Source organism: Pseudomonas sp. GW821-FHT01A09, from assembly GCF_058986725.1.
The window spans coordinates 98,774-116,761 of sequence record NZ_JBYSWB010000015.1 but is presented as its reverse complement, the minus strand read 5'-3'; the positions used below and the strand labels follow the sequence as shown (position 1 = coordinate 116,761).

Annotated in this window: 15 protein-coding genes; 7 read left to right on the top strand and 8 right to left on the bottom strand. The window is 60.7% G+C overall.

Translation table 11 applies throughout. The features are described 5' to 3' along the window. Positions 1-2: 2 nt before the first annotated feature. The 5 genes from AC3WJP_RS17960 to AC3WJP_RS17940 all read left to right on the top strand — a co-directional run bounded on the left by AC3WJP_RS17960 (position 3) and on the right by AC3WJP_RS17940 (position 5,845). The gene (locus AC3WJP_RS17960; protein ID WP_493724002.1) at positions 3-1,334 is read left to right on the top strand and encodes an MFS transporter; all 1,332 of its coding nucleotides are present in this window, start codon (positions 3-5) and stop codon (positions 1,332-1,334) included. 253 nt (positions 1,335-1,587) lie between these two features. After that, positions 1,588-2,820: a DUF1835 domain-containing protein gene (locus tag AC3WJP_RS17955; protein ID WP_493735683.1), complete on the top strand. Its 1,233-nt coding sequence runs from the start codon at positions 1,588-1,590 to the stop codon at positions 2,818-2,820. A gap of 303 nt (positions 2,821-3,123) precedes the next feature. Further along, positions 3,124-4,032, top strand: a complete 909-nt coding sequence (locus AC3WJP_RS17950; RefSeq protein WP_493723223.1) for a DMT family transporter — start codon at positions 3,124-3,126, stop codon at positions 4,030-4,032. 60 nt (positions 4,033-4,092) lie between these two features. Continuing rightward, entirely contained in the window at positions 4,093-4,524 is a 432-nt protein-coding gene (locus AC3WJP_RS17945) for a GNAT family acetyltransferase (protein WP_493723224.1), read from the top strand. 136 nt (positions 4,525-4,660) lie between these two features. Beyond that, positions 4,661-5,845 (top strand): WD40 repeat domain-containing protein, encoded by a 1,185-nt coding sequence (locus AC3WJP_RS17940; RefSeq protein WP_493723225.1) that lies wholly within the window; start codon positions 4,661-4,663, stop codon positions 5,843-5,845. An 87-nt stretch (positions 5,846-5,932) separates the two neighbouring features. Here AC3WJP_RS17940 and AC3WJP_RS17935 read toward each other — a convergent pair whose 3' ends face one another. Beyond that, entirely contained in the window at positions 5,933-6,817 is an 885-nt protein-coding gene (locus AC3WJP_RS17935; RefSeq protein WP_493723226.1) for an SDR family oxidoreductase, read from the bottom strand. Positions 6,818-6,917: 100 nt separating this feature from the next. Here AC3WJP_RS17935 and AC3WJP_RS17930 point away from each other — a divergent pair, with 100 nt between their 5' ends. Beyond that, a complete protein-coding gene (locus tag AC3WJP_RS17930; RefSeq protein WP_493723227.1) occupies positions 6,918-7,733 on the top strand; it encodes a helix-turn-helix transcriptional regulator in 816 nt (271 codons plus the stop codon). 370 nt (positions 7,734-8,103) lie between these two features. Next, positions 8,104-9,108, top strand: a complete 1,005-nt coding sequence (locus AC3WJP_RS17925) for a glycosyltransferase family 2 protein (protein WP_493723228.1) — start codon at positions 8,104-8,106, stop codon at positions 9,106-9,108. Positions 9,109-9,196: 88 nt separating this feature from the next. On the opposite strand, the gene AC3WJP_RS17920 is transcribed toward AC3WJP_RS17925, so the two are convergent. From AC3WJP_RS17920 to gmd, 7 genes are all read right to left on the bottom strand, one after another. Further along, positions 9,197-11,185, bottom strand: a complete 1,989-nt coding sequence (locus AC3WJP_RS17920; protein ID WP_493723229.1) for a polysaccharide biosynthesis protein — start codon at positions 11,183-11,185, stop codon at positions 9,197-9,199. A gap of 213 nt (positions 11,186-11,398) precedes the next feature. Beyond that, the gene (locus AC3WJP_RS17915; RefSeq protein ID WP_493723230.1) at positions 11,399-12,412 is read right to left on the bottom strand and encodes an MraY family glycosyltransferase; all 1,014 of its coding nucleotides are present in this window, start codon (positions 12,410-12,412) and stop codon (positions 11,399-11,401) included. Continuing rightward, positions 12,412-13,401: a UDP-glucose 4-epimerase family protein gene (locus AC3WJP_RS17910; protein ID WP_493723231.1), complete on the bottom strand. Its 990-nt coding sequence runs from the start codon at positions 13,399-13,401 to the stop codon at positions 12,412-12,414. Before AC3WJP_RS17910 ends, AC3WJP_RS17915 begins: the two co-directional genes overlap by 1 nt. Before the next feature lie 13 nt (positions 13,402-13,414). Beyond that, on the bottom strand, positions 13,415-14,545 hold the full coding sequence (locus AC3WJP_RS17905; protein ID WP_493723232.1) for a glycosyltransferase family 4 protein: 1,131 nt from the start codon (positions 14,543-14,545) through the stop codon (positions 13,415-13,417). Continuing rightward, a complete protein-coding gene (locus AC3WJP_RS17900) occupies positions 14,542-15,687 on the bottom strand; it encodes a glycosyltransferase family 4 protein (protein ID WP_493723233.1) in 1,146 nt (381 codons plus the stop codon). Before AC3WJP_RS17900 ends, AC3WJP_RS17905 begins: the two co-directional genes overlap by 4 nt. Then, on the bottom strand, positions 15,688-16,584 hold the full coding sequence (locus tag AC3WJP_RS17895; RefSeq protein ID WP_493723234.1) for a GDP-mannose 4,6-dehydratase: 897 nt from the start codon (positions 16,582-16,584) through the stop codon (positions 15,688-15,690). Further along, positions 16,584-17,615: a GDP-mannose 4,6-dehydratase gene (gene gmd, locus AC3WJP_RS17890; RefSeq protein ID WP_493723235.1), complete on the bottom strand. Its 1,032-nt coding sequence runs from the start codon at positions 17,613-17,615 to the stop codon at positions 16,584-16,586. The genes AC3WJP_RS17895 and gmd overlap by 1 nt, the downstream gene beginning before the upstream one ends. Between the last annotated feature and the right edge of the window lie 373 nt (positions 17,616-17,988).

The following is a 17,988-nucleotide window of genomic DNA, read 5'->3' as shown; positions in this document are numbered from 1 at the left end:
TAATGACAATACAGGTCCCTCCCCAGCTGCAGCCCCACGTTGTGGTTCCGCAATCACGCCTTACCCGTTATCGATGGGTCATCTGCGCCCTGCTGTTCATCGCCATCGGCATCAACTACATCGATCGGCAGATGATCGGCATCCTCAAGCCCACCCTCGCCGCTGAACTCAAGTGGTCGGAAACCGACTACGCCAATATCGTTTTCTGGTTTCAGTGCGCCTACGCCATCGGCTTCCTGACGTTCGGGCGGATCATCGACAAGGTCGGCGTGCGCATCGGCTACGCCATGGCCTTCACCATCTGGACCGTCGCCAGCATCGGTCACGGCCTGGTGACTACCGTGACGCAGTTCGCCATGGCGCGTTTCGCCCTCGGGCTGGGCGAGTCGGGCAGCTTCCCATCCAGCCTCAAGGCCGTGTCGGAATGGTTTCCGCAGCGCGAACGGGCACTGGCCACCGGCGTGTTCAACGCCGGTACGGCCTTCGGTCCGATCGTCACCCCACTGCTGGTACCGGCCATCACCCTGGCCTGGGGCTGGCGCGCGGCGTTCATCTCCATCGGTATCGTCACCGCGTTCTGGTTGGTCGCCTGGCTGATCATGTACCGTCGCCCGGCGGAACACTCGAAAGTCAGCCCTGCGGAACTGGCCCACATCCAGTCCGACGACAGCGTCATTTCGGCAGGCGCGCCACCGGTCAAGATCTCCTGGTTCAAGCTGCTGGGCTTTCGTGAAACCTGGGCCTACGCGGCCGGCAAGTTCCTCACCGACCCGATCTGGTGGCTGTACCTGTTCTGGCTGCCGGACTTCCTCGGCAAGACCTACGGCCTGGACCTCAAGTCCTTCGGCCCGCCGCTGATCGCCGTGTACATCCTCGCCGACGTCGGCTCGGTGCTGGGCGGTTGGGGCTCGTCGAAGCAGATGAAGCTGGGCCGCTCGGCCAACCTGTCGCGCAAGACCACCATGCTCCTGTGCGCGCTGGCGGTTACCCCGATCGTGACCGCGCAATTCGTTTCCAGCCTGTGGCTGGTTGTCGGCATCATCGGCCTCGCCGCGGCGGCGCATCAGGCCTGGTCGGCCAACCTGATGACCTTGCCTTCCGATCTGTTCCCCAAAGAGGCAGTGGCTTCAGTGATCGGTATCGGCGGCATGGCCGGCGCCATGGGCGGTATGCTGATGACCACTTACAACGGCTACATCCTTGAAGTGTTCAAGTCGTACCAGCCGATCTTCATCGTCGCCGGCAGCATGTATCTGGTGGCGATCCTGGTGATTCACTTCCTCACCCCGCGGCTCACCCCGGTGGCGGTAGAGCGGATCAAAGCCAACGGATAACACCGCAACTCCTGTAGCGAGGGGGCTCGCCCCCGAAAAATGTATCAGCCCACGCACCTGTGCCTGATGCACCATTTTCGGGGGCAAGCCCCCTCGCTAGAGTTGATCTCCCTCATTCAGCCTCGTATCATCCCGCGTCAGGCGTGCTCTGCGCCTCCATCCGCGGAAAGGGCTGTGCCCAGGACCTGCTTCACCCTCATTCTCGCTACGACTCCCGACCTTAAAGCGGACAAGGTTCACTCAAGGAGCTCGTATGTCCGTACCGCGCATTTCTTCGCCCCACCATGGCCGCCTCAACCTCGAGCAGCTCAAGAAGCAAGCCCGGGAACTGCTGCGAGAACTTCACGCCGGCACCGCCACCGAGCATCAGGCCCAGCTCAAGCGCGCACCCGCGACCCTGACCGACGCCCAGTGGCTGATCGCCCGCGGCTGCGGTTTCGCCACCTGGCCCAAGCTCAAGGCCCATATCGACGCCATCGACTTTGCCGCCCGCCAGCCGGATTTCACCGCCAGTGACGAGGCCAACAGCTGCCACTGGCGCTGCGGCAACGATATCGAACACAGCCTGCGCCTGGCCGGCTTCAAGGGCCGCTTCCAGATGATGGCCGACCCGCTGTGCATGGGCCCGGTGCAGGCATTGCCGTTGGCGGCCTACCGTGCGCAACGCAGCCAGTACATCAGTCGGGTCTTCAAGCTGCCGCTGGCCGATGTGCAGCGGCGCACCGATGAGGAATACGACCGGCTGGCGCAATTGGGCGATGCGCCTGGGGTGCTGTGGTGCGAAGCCGATGCCTATGACCAGCTGTTTCTGGTGCGCGCCCTCGCCGGCCTCGAACGCTTGCCAGCGCGTCTGGAATTGGTGCAGACCAACGCCGTGCCCGGGGTGCAACGCTTCATCGGCATCGGCCAGCTGGCGCCCGACCTGTTGGCCTGGCTCTGGCCACAACGCCAGCCCGTCACCGATGAGGCCCTGGCGTTGGCGCGGCGCACCTGGGCCGCCTACTGCGCGGACTCACCGCTGACGCTGGCGGATATCGCCGCAGTCGAGCACCCCAGCCTGCGGTTGCTGGCACCGGCATTGCGCCGCCAGTTGCAAGAGCTGCCCAGCGTGCGCGATGGCCTGTCGCTGACCGAGCGCCTGGCCTTGCAGACCTTGCTCGAGGGCGGCGAAATGCCCTGCGGCCGCGTGTTCGCCGAGTTGATGGAAATACGTGAACCGCTGCCGTATCTGGGGGACATGATGTTCGATGTCATGATGCGACCACTGATCGAGGGCCCCGCGCCATTGATTAGCGAAAGTCAGCCCGAACTCCACTGGACGCGCCGGCCGTTGCGGTTGACCGCCCTGGGGCGACAGGTGCTGGCGGGTGAAGCCTACTGGCCGGATCATGCCGATACAGCGCGTTGGATCGGCGGCGTGTGCATCCAGCCTCGAAAGCCGCATTGGGCCATGGCGGACGATGGCCGGCCCGTCTGGCGGATTTGATATTCGCTGTATTCAAAGGCCTCTTCGCGGGCAAGCCCTGCTCCCACAGATGTACAGTGGGAGCAAGGCTTGCCCGCGAAAAGGGCCGGCAGGATCACCAACGCCTGGCGCGGTTGAATCCCCACCTGTAGCGAGGGGGCTTGCCCCCGACTGCCAAGTATCAGCCATGGAGATGTCAGGGGGGCGAGATTTTCGGGGGCAAGCCCCCTCGCTACAGGTACCATCCGGCGCAAGATTCGGATAGCGCAGCCGCTTACCTATCACCTAGGCTACACCCTCCAAAAACAACGGAATGTCCCCTCCATGAATGCCGCCAACTGCCTGCGCCTCATCGCCCTCGCCGCCATCTGGGGCGGTTCCTTTCTGTTCATGCGCATCGGCGCACCGGTGCTCGGGCCGGTGCTGCTGATCAGCGCGCGGGTCGGTTTGGGGGCGCTGTTCCTGTGGCTGGCCTCACGGCTCATGCGCAAGCCCCTGCACTTGCGCGAGCACTGGCGGCACTATCTGATCATCGGTTTTTTCAACTCGGCCCTGCCCTTCCTGCTGTTCGGCATCGCCGCACAAAGCCTGTCGGTCTCGCAGCTCTCGGTGCTCAACGCCACGGCGCCGATCTGGGGCGCGCTGATCGGCGCCGTCATGGAGCGTCGCGGCCTGTCCCTCAGGACCAGCGCCGGCCTGACCCTCGGCCTGATCGGCGTGGCCATGCTCATGGGCATCGATCCGCTGCAGGTCACGGCCCGGCAAACCAGCGCCAGCCTGCTGGCCATGGCCTGCGGCCTGGGCGCGGCCTTATGCTATGGCATCGCCACGCAGTACGCCAAGTCCGCGCGCAAGGTCGAACCCTTCGCCAACGCCCATGGCAGCATGTGGGCGGCGACCTTGCTGGTACTGCCGGCGGTGTCGGCCTTCCCCGCCTACAGCACGCCGAGCCTCACGGTATTGCTCGCCGTGCTGGCCTTGGGCGTGGTGTGCAGCGGCATCGCCTACCTGTTGTATTTCCGCCTGGTGGCCGAGGTCGGCGCCGCCTCCGCGCTGACCGTGACCTTTCTGATCCCAGTGTTCGGCATTCTGTGGGGGCATCTGTTCCTCGCCGAACCGCTGACCTGGCATACGGCCCTCGGGGCGCTGGTGGTGGTCATCGGCACCGCGCTGGTCACCGGCTTTTCACCGCGCACGCTGTGGGCCGCAAAGTCAGCGCCAGCCGCCCGCTGAGCACTGGACAAACGCCGGACAGAAACGCTAGCGTCCACCTCTTTGCCAAGAGGCCTGACCATGGACGCTATCGTCGATTACTCCGATTCCCGGCACCGCGCTGGCGTCATCGCGCTGTGGAACAACGTCTTCGATCACCCCACCGAGCACCGCCTGCCCAGCCGCTCGATCGACCTGAAACTGGCCCACCGGGATCGGCTATTCTTCGTCGCCATGGCGGGTGACCAGGTCATCGGCACGGTGATCGCCGGCTACGACGGCCATCGCGGTTGGCTGTACTCGGTCAGCGTCGATCCGGGGCACCGCCGCCAGGGCATCGGCGAAGCGCTGGTCCGCCATGCCGAAGCCGCACTGGCCGAACTCGGCTGCCTGAAGATCAACCTGCAAGTGGTCAACACCAACGCCGAGATCGTGCCGTTCTACGAGTCCCTGGGGTACAGCGTGGAGCACCATATCAGCATGGGCAAACGCCTGTACGAGCAGCTGGATTGACAGCGCGCGGTGCGCTGGACCACCGGCGCCAATAGGGCCCTCGACAGGTTATTACCACTGAAACATGTTTTAAGTTCGGTTCATCCAGCGGTCTATATAGTGGGCTTCCCCACCCCTGGATGGATCTGGAAAGCACATGACAGCACCTTCTTTTCGCTTCGCGCTGAAACCGGTTTCGACTTGCCTTCTGGCACTGTTCGCAGCGCATTCGGCCTTCGCCGCCGACTGGGTGGTTTCGTCGAACGACGGCAAGTACCAACGCGTTCAGGGCCAGGACACCTACCTTGCCAAGCCCACCCCGGACACCCTGACGGTGCTGGATGCCAGCGTGTTCCCGCCCAAGGTCAACCAGACGGTCGAGGTCGAAAACGGCATACAGGGTCCACCCCAGGCCGCCGCCATCAGCCCGAACGGTCAGTTGGCGCTGATCGCCGCGCCGACCCGTTATGACCAGGCGAACAAAAAGCTGTTGATGGACACCTTCCTGCAGGTGGTGGACCTGTCCGCCAAACCCGCCACCGTCACCCACCTCGAACTCGGCAGCCATCCCCAGGCCGTCGCCTTTGATCGCAGCGGCAAGTGGGGCCTGGTGACCTGTGTGGACGGCAGCGTGCGACCGCTGCGCATCGAAGGGCAGCAGGTGGCCTTGCTCGACCCTATCGAGATCAGCAGCAAACGCCTGGCCGGCGTGGTGTTCACCCACGATGGCCAGCACGCACTGGCGGCCCTGCGCGACGAACAAGGCGTCGCGGTGCTGGACCTCAAGGACGGCAAGTGGATCGACAGCGGCGACCGCGTCAGCACGGGCGTGGCCCCTTACACCCTCGATGCCTCCAGCGATGGCCACTGGGCCGTGGTCAGCAACGTCGGCCTTGCCGGCCTGGCTTACAAAGGGCGCCTGGCGGCAGATGTGGACAGCGTGACGCTGATCGACGTGTCCAAGACCCCGTTCCGTGCGGTGCAGCATCTCACCGTGCCCGCGACCCCCGAAGGCGTAGCGATCTCCCCGGATGGCAAATGGATCGCCGCGCAATCGATCGACGGCTCCAACCTCACCCCCGACAACCCCGGCGCCCGCCCCCATGGCACCCTGACCCTGTTCGCGATCAACAACGGCAAGGCGACGCAGGTGTCGCAAGTGGCGGATGGCGTAGCCTCCCAAGGCATCGTGTTCAGCGCCGACAGCAAGCACGTGATCGTCCAGTTCAACGTCGAGCACCAGTTGGGGCTGTATAGCATCCAAGGTCAGAAGCTGGTGGACAGCGGCAAGCGCATCCCCATTGCCGGCGGCCCGTCCTCGCTGCGCAGCACCCCACGCTAACCCCTGTAGCGAGGGGGGTTGCCCCCGAAAATGGCTTGGCTGGCGATTGCTGTCGGTTGGTCGTTTTTTCGGGGGCGAGCCCCCCCGCTACACTTGGGCGCTTTGCAGATCCTTCAGCAGCCCCGGCCCGCTCGGCTCCCAGCCCAGGTCGGCGCGGGTCTGGGTGCTGGTGGCCTTCAAGTCCTTGTCCACGAAGGTCGCCAACCAGCCAAAATGGTCGATAACCTTTTCCGGGGATAACGCCACCAACGGCACACCCAAGCGCTGCGCCACGGCCTGGGCAATGCTCTTGAAACTCACCTCGACCTCAGCCGATGCGTGATAACGCGCCCCCGGCCTGCCCTGCTCCAACACCAGGCGATACAAGCGCGCGGTATCCGTCACATGGGCCGCGGACCAGCTGTTCAGCCCCTCGCCCACATACGCCGAGACACCCGTGCGCTGGGCATGGTCGATGAGGTAGCTCACCAGCCCCTGCTTCACGGTGTCGTGGATCTGCGTCAGACGCATCACCATGACGTTCACTCCCCGCTGCGACAGCTCGCGCCCTGCCACCTCCGAAGCGACACGCGGATTGGGATGCTCGGGATCAAAGCAGTCCTCGACCGCCGCCTGCCCTGGCCCGGGTGAACCCGCTGCGGCCCCGGCGGTAATGATCAATGGCCGCTGCGAACCTTCCAGCGCCGAGCCCAGGGCGATGATCGCCCGATAGTCCTTCTGGCAGTTTTCGACGAAGTGCGAGAAGTCATGGTCGAACGCCGTGTGGATCACCGCATCGCAAGCCGCCGCCCCTCGTTGCAGACCAGGCAGATCTTCGAGATCGCCATACAGCGCCTCGGCGCCGATGGCCTTCAGCGCCTGAGCACCAGTGTCCGAGCGGGTCAGACCCAACACCTGATGGCCGGCGCCGATCAACTCGGCAGCGACCCTGGAACCGATAAAGCCTGTGGCACCTGTGAGAAATACGCGCATGATCCTGCTCCTTGGCGGTTGATAAGGCAGCAGCCTGCGCCTAGTCTCTATCCCGTAAAAGTAGAGACGTTATCAGGGTATAAGCACTAACAGGATCGCCATGCCGGATCAGCTCGCCAACTCCCTCGGAGTCTATCTCAAGGACTGCCGCAGCCGCCTTGACCCCGCCGCCTTCGGCCTGCCCGCCACGCGCCGGCGCACGCCCGGCCTGCGCCGCGAGGAGGTCGCCCAGCGCGCCAATATCAGCGCCACCTGGTACACCTGGCTCGAACAGGGCCGTGGCGGTGCGCCCTCCGCGCAAGTGCTCAACCGCATCGCCCAGAGCTTGCTGATGACCGAACCGGAGCGCGAGCACCTGTTCATGCTCGCCTTCGGTCACCCGCCCGAGGTGGTCTACAAAGCGCCGGAGGGTGTGACGCCGCGCCTCCAGCGCCTGCTCGACACGTTCGAATACAGCCCCGCCATCATCAAAACCGCGACCTGGGATGTGCTGGCCTGGAACCGCGCCGCGACGGTGGTACTTACCGATTACGGCAAGCTGCCGGTGGCGCAGCGCAATATTCTGCGGCTGATGTTCTCCAGTACGCATATACGCGCCAAACAGGACGACTGGGACGATGTCGCGCGCTTTGTGGTGGCGGCGTTCAGGGCGGATGCGGCAAGGGCCGGGGCGACGTCGGAGGTGAGCAAGCTGGTCGATGAGCTGTGCGCCGCCAGCGATCACTTCGCCCGGTTGTGGCGCGATAACGATGTGCGGGTGCATGGCGAGGGCAGCAAGAAGTTGCATCATCCGGTGTTGGGCTTGCTGGAGCTGGAGTATTCGGGGTTTGCGGTGGATGGGCGGCCGGATTTGGGGATGATTGTTTATAACCCGGTGTCGGTGGAGGATGCCTTGCGGATAAAGGCGTTACTCTGAGCCGCCCGACCTGAATGCATTACCGAGTCCGCCCGGCGGTCCTCCCAGGATTCGGTCAAGCATGCACACGGGCGTTGATCGCGCTGCCTATTATTGTCATGAATAAAAACATTAACAGAATGTAACACTCAGCAGTTGATCCTCTCAGGATCAAGTCCTGTCTGGATATCGGTACCCGATATAATGATTAACCCCTAGCCGATCGCAGCTGCACCAACTGAAACACTTTTTTACATCAGACATAAGCATTAACAAATGTCTGGCATCGACGCACCTGGGAAAGTGCTATCGTCGCGCGCTCCGAGCAACGCTCAAAGCCCATTACACATTTCCCCTCCTGGGGAAATCGAGTGTTACACAGGTCGTGTTGATGCCCACTCCAAAAATTTCCGTTATCCTTCCTACATACAACGTCGAACCCTATATCAAAGAAACGTTGACCTCCTTGGTCAATCAAGAATATCCGTTACTCGAAATAATCATTATCAATGATGGCTCTACCGACGGAACGCTTGACCTGATAAAGACCCACTTCGGCCACTGCCGTGAGTTGATTATTCATAGCCAAGTCAACCAGGGCGTGGGCGTAGCCAGGGCGAAAGGCCTTGAGCTCGCAACCGGCGATTATGTATTTTTCTGCGACCCAGATGACGTTGTCACTGAAGATTTATTCCAAGCGCTATTGACTCAAGTGACCGCCAACCCCGAGTTGGAGCTGTTTTATTTCTCCAAGCGGGCCTTTACGGACACCCCGCAAGGCCGTCAGTTTCTGCAACGTAACACCGCCGCCAGCAGAAGCGGGTGGTTCGACTATGGCAGAGATTTGCTCGAGGATTTGATTCTATCGCATCAGTACAACGCCGCAACTTGGCAGTACATATTCAAGAAAACTGTGAGTGAACGCTTTGAAGCACGGTTCGAAGGTCGCGCCCACGAAGACCACCTGTTCAGCATGAATATCTACTTGCACAGTAGAAAGACATACGCGACGGCACAGGACTGCTACCTGCAACGGATAAGGATTGGCTCACTTACGCGGAGCGTAAAAGACGAGGAGTATGTACTGACCAGCTATCGAGCTTTTCAGCAGACGCTGGCAGCACTCCAAGGACATATCCACACATTCAGCAAGCGTAAAGCGGTTGCGCTGACTTTCATGGAAAGTAACATTGAAGCTTTCCTTACTGCCTGCGTCAAAAACAATGTAAGACTACCAAGGGACATAACTCGACATACCCGCAAGGGCGTAGCGGACTGCAATATTTCCGCACACACCCGGGTAACACTGATCATCCCAAACATTGTCTTCAGTTGGAAGTCCATCAGGTACCGTATTCGAAAATGGAAAAGATCACTTCGTAGCAGAATGGCCTGACAGCTGAAGTGTGGGTGATGCCGCAGGTCAAAGGCCCGGCGTTACCGAATGACGGGGCGCTCGTTCGCGCCCTGCAGAGAATTACGGATCAATCCGAACGGCGCTGCATATGCAGCCAATCAACGATCTCACCCTGAGGCGCATAGCCGCTCACGGTGCCACACAGCACTTGCCGGACATGATCGTAGTTGTCGGCGTCCAATGCCGTGAGCAATTCGCTCAATCGGCCCTTGAGCACATCCCACGGGATGAAGTCCTCGCTGGCGCACATGATCATCGGGTGCCCGGTACCCTCGACGTTGTCGCCGATCAATAACTCTTCAAAGAGCTTCTCGCCAGGGCGCAGGCCGGTGAATTCGATCTCTATGTCGCCCTGGGGATTTCGCTCTGAGCGCACGCTCAGGCCGGACAGATGAATCATCTTTTCCGCCAGTTCGGCAATACGCACCGGCTCGCCCATGTCCAATACAAACACATCTCCCCCCGCCCCCATGGAACCAGCCTGAATAACCAACTGAGCGGCTTCCGGGATCGTCATGAAATAACGGGTGATCTGCGGATGGGTCACGGTAAGTGGCCCGCCCTTGCGAATCTGCGCGTGAAACAGCGGAATCACTGAACCGGAAGAGCCCAGCACGTTACCGAAGCGCACCATGGTGAATCGGGTTTTATTGACTCGGGATACTTTCGCGTTGTCACCGAACAGCACAGGGGCCACTTCACGGCTCAAGGCCTGCAGCACCATTTCGGAAATACGCTTGGTACTGCCCATGACATTGGTCGGGCGCACGGCCTTGTCGGTGGAAATCAATACGAAGTTCGCCACCCCAGCCCGTAATGCCGCTTGCGCGGTGTTGACCGTGCCGATGATGTTGTTACGCACGCCTTCGGCGATATTGTGTTCGACCATCGGCACGTGTTTGTAAGCAGCCGCGTGGTAGACCGTATCCACTTTCCAACTGCTCATGACCTCGAAGAGCTTGGCCTGGTCGCGGACCGTCCCGAGCGTTGGCAGCATCTTGGTAGTCCAACCCTTGCGCGCCAGACGCGCTTCCAACTCGGAGCTGATGGTGTACAGGTTGAATTCGCTGTGGTCGAGCATGATCAGCACAGAGGGCTGCAGCGCCAGAATCTGACGACAAAGCTCCGATCCGATCGAGCCCCCTGCCCCTGTCACCAACACGCATTTGCTGGTCACGCATTGGGCCAGAAGATCTGCCTGAGCGGGCACCGCGTCGCGGCCCAGCAAGTCGGCGATATCGACTTCCTGAATATCACTGACCTTGACTTGCCCGCTGGCCAGCGCGGCGAAATTGGGCACGCTGCGCACATGCAGAGGAAAGCCTTCGAGGTAGCTGAGAATTTCGCGTCGCCGGGAGCGGCTGGTGGCCGGCAGTGCCAGCAGGATCTCCTGGGCGCCCGTCAGGTCGATCATGCGCTGGATGTGCCGCGGGCTGAACACCTGCAAGCCGGAGATCACCCGATCGGCAATATTGGCATCGTCATCGATGAATGCCACGGGCCGCATATGGCGGCCCATTCGCAAGGCTGCGAGCAACTGGTTGCCGGCAACACCTGCTCCGTAGATCGCGACCTTGACGCCACTGTCGCGATCGGACGCAGGGGCGCGGTGGAAGGCGTTGAACCAATCGCCCATGAAGTACTGACGCATCGCCAACCGCAGCCCGCCAAGGATCACCATGCTCAACCACCAATAGTTGAAGATGATCGACCGTGGGATCATTGCCGTATGGTTGCTGTACCAGAACACTACAAGCGCGAGAATCAGCGACGACAGGCTCACCGCTTTGACGATCGCCACGAGCGCGTCATTGCCGAAATAGCGCATGACCGCACGGTACATGCCGAAGCGTATGAACAGCGGAATAGCGATGGTGGGCGCCGCAACGAACAGCCACGGATGATTGATCAAAGGCTGCAACGGCTGCTCTATCCCCAAACGGACGAGGAAGGACATCCACAGCGCGGCACAGACCAGAATGATATCTGCACATACCTGCAGAACACGCTTTACGCGACGTGGTAGCGCGAGTAACGCAGTGCTGAGTCTATTCATTCCATACCGAACCGGATTGCGTCATGCGTACCGACGCCAGCCACAGGGTAGCGGCGCCACGGGATGCTGCTGCCAGTATGATGGCCTGCTGGTGAATGATCATCCGTTGAACCTGTCAGTTCCCAAACATCACGCATTGAAGCACACGCGCTTTTTGTAAGCAGCAAAAACAGTGTTCAACCCGTACATTGTTCATGCGCTCCAAGTAAGTGGTCAGTTTTTTTCCAACTCACCGGAGTGATACTTAATAGCCATTAACAGCAAAGGGCCATAAGCCAGGAACAGTCCGCCCATTCCAGGCAGCCACTGCATGACCACGCCGATGGCCAAGGGCGATAGCCATAACAGGTTGATCAACGCCACCGCGACCGTAACCGTGAAGTGGCTGCCAAACTTGCGTGACGCATATTGATAACCGTGGCTGCGGTGCGCTTCATAAATTCGATCACCGCGTAGTAGACGGCGAAGCAAGGTAAATGTTGCATCGACGATAAAAACGCCTAAAAGAATCAGCCATCCCCAAAACAACTGGGGCGCCTGCCAGGCCGCCTGCAATGACAGTATTGCGAGCACGATACCGAGAAAGCCGCTCCCCGCGTCGCCCATGAAGATCTTTGCCGGCGGGAAGTTCCAGATCAAAAAACCGCTCACCACCGCAGCCAGCAATAATGGCGCGATAACCAGCGATGGCGCGCCGCTGACGAGGTACATCAGGCAGGCGCCAAGACAGGCTGTCACCGCCTCGACGCTGGCAATACCGTCGATCCCGTCCATGAAGTTGTAAAGATTAAGCAGCCACACCAGATAGAAGACGGCGAACACGTGCCCAGCCCAGCCCAGCGACAGCGTCAACCCGAACAGCTCGACGGGTGGCATTCCGCCCAGCCAGAAAAGCCCCCAAATTGCCGCACCGAAGTGGCCCAGCAATCTGAAGCGCGCAGGGATATGGCCGTGGTCGTCGAGAAAACCGATGGCGGCAATCAAGGTGCCCGCCCCGCAGCATCCAATAAAGAAGGCAGCATCCAGCCTGCCGAGCGCAAACAACACCAGCGCCCCGACCAAAAACGTCACTACGATTGCCATCCCGCCCCCTCGCGGCGTGGGCACCGTGTGGGAGCTGCGCGCGTTAGGAATATCCATGACGCTGCGTTTCAACGCATATTGCCGAACCCCGCCGGTCAACCCCCAGGACAGCAATGCGCCGATAATTACCAGCCCGAATATCATCACTTGGTCTTTTCCAGAAAGGCTTCGGCCGTCTTTTTCAACGCAGTGTCCAAGGACACCACCGGTGACCATCCGAGCAGGGTGCGCGTTTTAGTGATGTCGACCTGCAGTGATCCACACACGCGCTCCACCACCGCGCGCTTGCCGACCGCGGTACCGGCCAGATAAAGCAGCCATTGCGGCACCGGGAGTAAAACGGGTTTTTTGCCCAGATAAATACCCAGTCGCGCCAACAACGCGGGCGTGGACACATCTTCCCCATCGCTGACCAGAAAGGTCTGATGTGCCGCTGCTGGATGATCGACACAGCGCACCATCAGACTGACCAGGTTATCGACCGATACCAGACTGCGCAGGTTATCAACGGCGCCAAGCGGAAGAGGCACGCCCTTTGCCAACCAATGCATCATCGAGCGGAAATTGGCCCTCACCCCAGGGCCGTACACAAGAACGGGCCTGATGATTACCACTTCCATCCCGGACGCTGCAGCAAGCGCATGCAACTGCTGTTCTGCCTCCCATTTGGAGAGGCCATAAGGATCGCTGGGTGGCACGAAATCATCGGGCGTAAAGGCGCGGCCCGGCGCGGTGCTTTCGCCATTGACCTTGATGGAGCTCAAAAAGATAAACCGCTTTACCCCGGCGTCAGCGGCCTGCCGCGCCAGGTTCAAGGTGCCCTGCACATTCACCCGCCGAAATTCGGCCAGCGGATCTTCTGCCGCCTCGTCCATCACATGGACGCGGGCCGCGCAATGGATGACCACCTCCACCGGCGATGCCAATGCAGCCTGCCAGGGTGTCTGGCCATCCAGGGTATCGATCGGGACTTGAACAAGCCGGGGAGTGTCGGCAAGAGGAGTTCGGGTCGGTGCGACAACCGAAAACCGCTCCGTGACCAGTAGATGCTCGAGCAATGGCGCGCCGACGAAGCCAGAAGCACCTGTAATCAGAATCGAGCGATGACCGAGGGGGAGTGGAGGAACAGCCAAGAGCAGAACTCCGTCACGAAGAGGTTGCAGTGTGGTCTAGCAGATCGCGATAGAGCGCCGAGTACGCACTGGCCATTTCGCGCGAGGTGAAAGTTTGCTCATACCGCCTGCGCGCGCCTGCGCCCAAGCTGCCGGCCAAGGCGGGATCGTTCCACAAGGTGGTCATCGCCTGCGCCAATGCCACGGGATCGCGTGGCGCAACCTCAAGCCCGGTTTGCCCGGCGATGTTGATAAAGCTCATGCCGCTGCCGATATCACAGGAAATCATCGGCTTGGCATACATCGCCCCTTCCAGCAGAGAAATGCCGAAGGACTCCGAACGCAAATGCGAGGGGAACACGAATGCATGACACAGCGTGAGCAGCGCGGCTTTATCGGCGTCAGGCAAACCGCCGAGGAAGCGTACATTCTGCAGCTGCAATTGCTCGGCCTGAGCGCGCAACTCGAACTCCAGATGGCCACCGCCCAGGATGACGACGGGGTAGCCCGTGGCCTTGGCCGCGTCGAGAAGATAGTTCAGGCCCTTGTAGTAGCGTAAGGCGCCGACGAACAGGAAAAACTTTTCGCCTACCGTTTTACTCCAGTGCGCCAAGCGTTCTGGAGACGGCGTGGGATACGTGGACTCGTCCAGACCATAAGGGATGACCGACACTTTCTCGGAAAACCGCGACAACACAGGGCTGGTAGCGGCGTAATTCGGAGATGAGGCAACGATACGATCCACTCGCCCCAGAAACGCGTTCATCAGCGGCTGATAAAGCTGCAGCAGAACCTTCTGCTTGACGATATCGGAGTGATAACTCACTACCGTAGGCTTGCGAACCCCAGCGGCGAAATGGACGAGGTCCATGAACGGCCACGGAAAATGGTAATGGATGATGTCGGCCCGGGCGGCCAGGCGCTTGAAGTCCCGTATCGCAGAAATCGAAAACCCGGTGGAGGCAAGGTGAAAGTCCAGTTTCGAACGATGGGTCATATGTTGCCCGATGGGCTCGTTCGTCCCTGCGCCGCGAGGACTCAAGTACAGCACCTGAGACTCGACGCCATCTGCGGCACAGCCCTGCGCCAGCTGAAAAATGACCTGTTCGATACCGCCCATGGTCTCCGGGTAATAGGTCTTGAAGAAATGCAGCACCTTGATCATCGCGTCTCCAGCGTCTTGCGGTAGACCGCCAGCGTTTCTGCGGCGCAGCGATCCCAGGAAAATTGCGCAGCATGCGCGAGCCCAAGACCAACCGCAGATTCGCGCCAAGGCTCATCCTCGAGGCCGCGCAACAACAAGCGAGTCAAAGCCTCGACGTCGGAGGCCTCGCACATCAGCGCGGCATCGCCGGCGACTTCAGGCAGCGACGAGTTATTCGAGCAAACCACCGGGACCCCGGAACTCATGGCCTCCAGCACCGGCAGCCCGAAGCCCTCATAGAGCGATGGAAAGGTGAACAGACGCGCACCGGCAAATAGCAGCGGCAGATCCTCGCTCGGGACAAAGCCCAGATAACGAGCCCAGCCTTCTCGCGCCGCAGACGCCAGGCGCGCGTGGATACTTTCGTTTCGCCAGCCGTGATACCCGGTCAGAATCAGCGGCCAGCGGCGACGGACAGCCACGGGTAACCGTTCATAGGCATCCAGCAGCGCTTCGATATTCTTGCGCGGCTCGATGGTACCGACAAACAGCGAGTATCCCTGCGGCTCCAGCCCGTGGCGCGCCAATGCGGGTCGCAAGGCCTCGGCCGTGCGCGGATAGAACTCCGGCGAACTGGCCAGCGCAACCGTGTCGATCCGATCCAGCGGCCATGAAAAAAACTCCGCAAGCTCACGTCGCGTGTATTCGGAGTCGGTGATCAACCTGTCCGCACGCCGCAGCGTCTGGCGTAACTCTTTTTGCAGATAGCGGGCCAGTTGCGGTGCATGACAGTGCGACCAGGTGAACGGTGACAAGTCATGAAAGGTCGCAACGCGCGCGCCCTTGAACGGCGGCAGGTAGTAATTGGGGCTGTGGTACAGAAACGACTCATGGCCACTCAACGCCCGGGCCTTGAGCAAAGGCATGAGCAACCGGTAAGCCTCTACCGCCAGAAAGTTCTTCTGCACCGCACGCTTGAGGCCATAGCCGGTGCCCGATTCGTCCGCCGCGTTCGGCAGTGACGGCAGGAAACGCCGTCCGGCGAAAAACCGCAGGTCGGTGATCTCAGGGTTGGCCTGGAGCCGCAGCGCCAGCTCGTAGGTATAGCGACCAATGCCCGTCAGCGGAAAGCGGACGGGCTCAACGGAAAGGATGACTTTCATCTAGTCAGTCGCCAGCATCCACTCGAGCGTCTCGCGCAGGGGCGGCGTTTGCCAATCCCCCACCAGCGAGCGCAGCAAACTGTTGTCCCCGCACAACGTTTTGACTTCGTTGGCACGCACGAAGGCCGGGTTCACCTCGACACGAATGGACTGCCCGGAGATCTCGCTGCACATCGCGATGACTTCGCGCAGCGAGTGGGTCACACCCGAGCTGACGTTGACGGTCTGCCCCACAGGCTTGGCCTCGATCAGCCCGCGGTACGCGCTGACCAACGCGCGCACATCGCTGAAGTCGCGCCATACATCCAGGTTGCCCAACTCGATCACTTCAGCCTTGCGGCGAAAGTGCGAAACGATCTTGGGTAACAGAAAATTGTCCGCCTGCCCTACCCCGGTGTAATTGAACGGCCGGGTGATGACGATGGGCAGCCGGGGTTGCCACAACCGAGCCATGTGCTCCATGGCCAGCTTGCTGACGGCATAGTCATTGGCTGGGGCGGTCGTGCTGTTCTCGCTCAGCATGCCTTCGCAGGCGTTACCGTAAACGTTTGCACTGCTCGCCAGCAAGACGCATTCAGGCGTCTTGCCGGAAGCGGCGATCGCCTCCAGCAAATTCCGCGTACCGATCAGGTTGACCTGATAGAACGCATCAGCTACCCCATGCCCGACGAACGCCAAGGCAGCGAGGTGGACCACAACATCCGGCTGAAGCTCTGCCAGCAACGCACGCAGGCCCTGGGCATCGCCCAGGTCGATCTGATGGTACCCAGGGCCATCCGCAGGCTGGCTGCCCAGCCCTATGACTTCGTAACCATTGGCGGCGAGCTCTGCCGCCATATAGTGACCGGTGAAACCATGAATACCCGTAATCAGTGCACGTTTGCTGACATTAGCCATCAGAACGAAAATCCTTTCTCATTGCGGCTCAGGTCGGCCACGACCATCATCCGACACAGTTCTTCCAGAGAAGTTTTTGGCTCCCAGCCCAAAACTTCCTTGGCCTTGGCCGGGTCGCCGATCAGCAGATCGACTTCGGTAGGGCGGTAGAACTTCGGATTGACGGCAACCAGCACTTTACCGGTAGCGGCGCACAGACCCTGCTCGCCTTCAGCTTCGCCTTGCCATTTGATATCGATGTCCACGGCCTTGAACGCCATGGTCACGAAGTCGCGTACGGTTTCGGTGCGGTTGGTGGCGAGCACGAAGGTATCCGGCTCTTTGGCCTGCAGCATGCGCCACATGCCTTCGACGTATTCCTTGGCGAAGCCCCAGTCGCGCTTGGCGTCCATGTTGCCCAGTTCCAGCTTGTCCTGCAGGCCCAGCTTGATCTTGGCGACGGTGTCGGTGATCTTGCGGGTCACGAACTCACGGCCGCGCAGTGGCGATTCGTGGTTGAACAGGATGCCACTGGTGGCGAACAGACCGTAGGATTCGCGGTAGTTGATGGTCATCCAGTGGGCGTACAGCTTGGCCACGCCGTAAGGGCTGCGTGGGTAGAAAGGCGTGCTCTCGACCTGGGGGATGGCCTGGACCTTGCCGAACATCTCCGAGGTCGATGCTTGGTAGAAGCGGACTTTCGGGTTGACGATACGGATGGCTTCCAACAGGTTGACCGCGCCCAGACCGGTGATCTCGGCGGTGGTGATCGGCTGCTCGAAGGAAACGCCCACGAAGCTCTGTGCGGCGAGGTTGTAGACCTCGGTAGCCTCGGTGTTTTGCAGCAGGCGAATACTGGCCGACAGGTCGGTCAGGTCGTACTCGACCAAGTGCAGGTTGGGGTTGTTCTGGATTCCCAGCTCTTCGATGCGCCAGAAATTGACTGAGCTGGTACGGCGGTAGGTGCCATAGACGGTGTAGCCCTTTTCCAGCAACAGCTCCGCCAGATATGCCCCGTCTTGACCCGTGATACCAGTAACGATTGCTTTCATGTGAATTGACCTACTCCATTATGTTCCACAAGGGGCTTTGAAAATGTGCGCCGCGCAAAGCTGCGCATAGGAGCTGATGCGCGCGCATGACTGCACGGGAGTATACATCCAAGGACGCGCTGGCTCGACTGGCTATGACGCTTTTGGCTACGAAGGTGTGGTTTTCCCCGATATGTCTGGCCGAGCCCGTGAAAGGGGCGGCTCAGTGTCCCTCCTTGGCTCTGGCGAATGACTTCGCCCCCGGAGTGCCAGGACTGTCGATGCACATAGGCGAGAGAGGCGATCGTGTATACGCCGGAGCTACTGGCGAACGTAGGAATGTGCAAAAATGCGGGCAAGATCGCGATCTGGAAGGGTGACGTCTCCCTACCGG

Excerpts from the sequence above, each read along its gene's own strand:
- AC3WJP_RS17920 (WP_493723229.1), bottom strand. The coding sequence starts at position 11,185 with ATGAATAGACTCAGCACTGCGTTACTCGCGCTACCACGTCGCGTAAAG.
- AC3WJP_RS17930 (WP_493723227.1), top strand. The coding sequence starts at position 6,918 with ATGCCGGATCAGCTCGCCAACTCCCTCGGAGTCTATCTCAAGGACTGC.
- AC3WJP_RS17960 (WP_493724002.1), top strand. The coding sequence starts at position 3 with ATGACAATACAGGTCCCTCCCCAGCTGCAGCCCCACGTTGTGGTTCCG.
- AC3WJP_RS17955 (WP_493735683.1), top strand. The coding sequence starts at position 1,588 with ATGTCCGTACCGCGCATTTCTTCGCCCCACCATGGCCGCCTCAACCTC.
- AC3WJP_RS17900 (WP_493723233.1), bottom strand. The coding sequence starts at position 15,687 with ATGAAAGTCATCCTTTCCGTTGAGCCCGTCCGCTTTCCGCTGACGGGC.
- AC3WJP_RS17950 (WP_493723223.1), top strand. The coding sequence starts at position 3,124 with ATGAATGCCGCCAACTGCCTGCGCCTCATCGCCCTCGCCGCCATCTGG.
- AC3WJP_RS17905 (WP_493723232.1), bottom strand. The coding sequence starts at position 14,545 with ATGATCAAGGTGCTGCATTTCTTCAAGACCTATTACCCGGAGACCATG.
- gmd (WP_493723235.1), bottom strand. The coding sequence starts at position 17,615 with ATGAAAGCAATCGTTACTGGTATCACGGGTCAAGACGGGGCATATCTG.
- AC3WJP_RS17915 (WP_493723230.1), bottom strand. The coding sequence starts at position 12,412 with ATGATATTCGGGCTGGTAATTATCGGCGCATTGCTGTCCTGGGGGTTG.
- AC3WJP_RS17940 (WP_493723225.1), top strand. The coding sequence starts at position 4,661 with ATGACAGCACCTTCTTTTCGCTTCGCGCTGAAACCGGTTTCGACTTGC.
- AC3WJP_RS17895 (WP_493723234.1), bottom strand. The coding sequence starts at position 16,584 with ATGGCTAATGTCAGCAAACGTGCACTGATTACGGGTATTCATGGTTTC.
- AC3WJP_RS17925 (WP_493723228.1), top strand. The coding sequence starts at position 8,104 with ATGCCCACTCCAAAAATTTCCGTTATCCTTCCTACATACAACGTCGAA.
- AC3WJP_RS17935 (WP_493723226.1), bottom strand. The coding sequence starts at position 6,817 with ATGCGCGTATTTCTCACAGGTGCCACAGGCTTTATCGGTTCCAGGGTC.
- AC3WJP_RS17945 (WP_493723224.1), top strand. The coding sequence starts at position 4,093 with ATGGACGCTATCGTCGATTACTCCGATTCCCGGCACCGCGCTGGCGTC.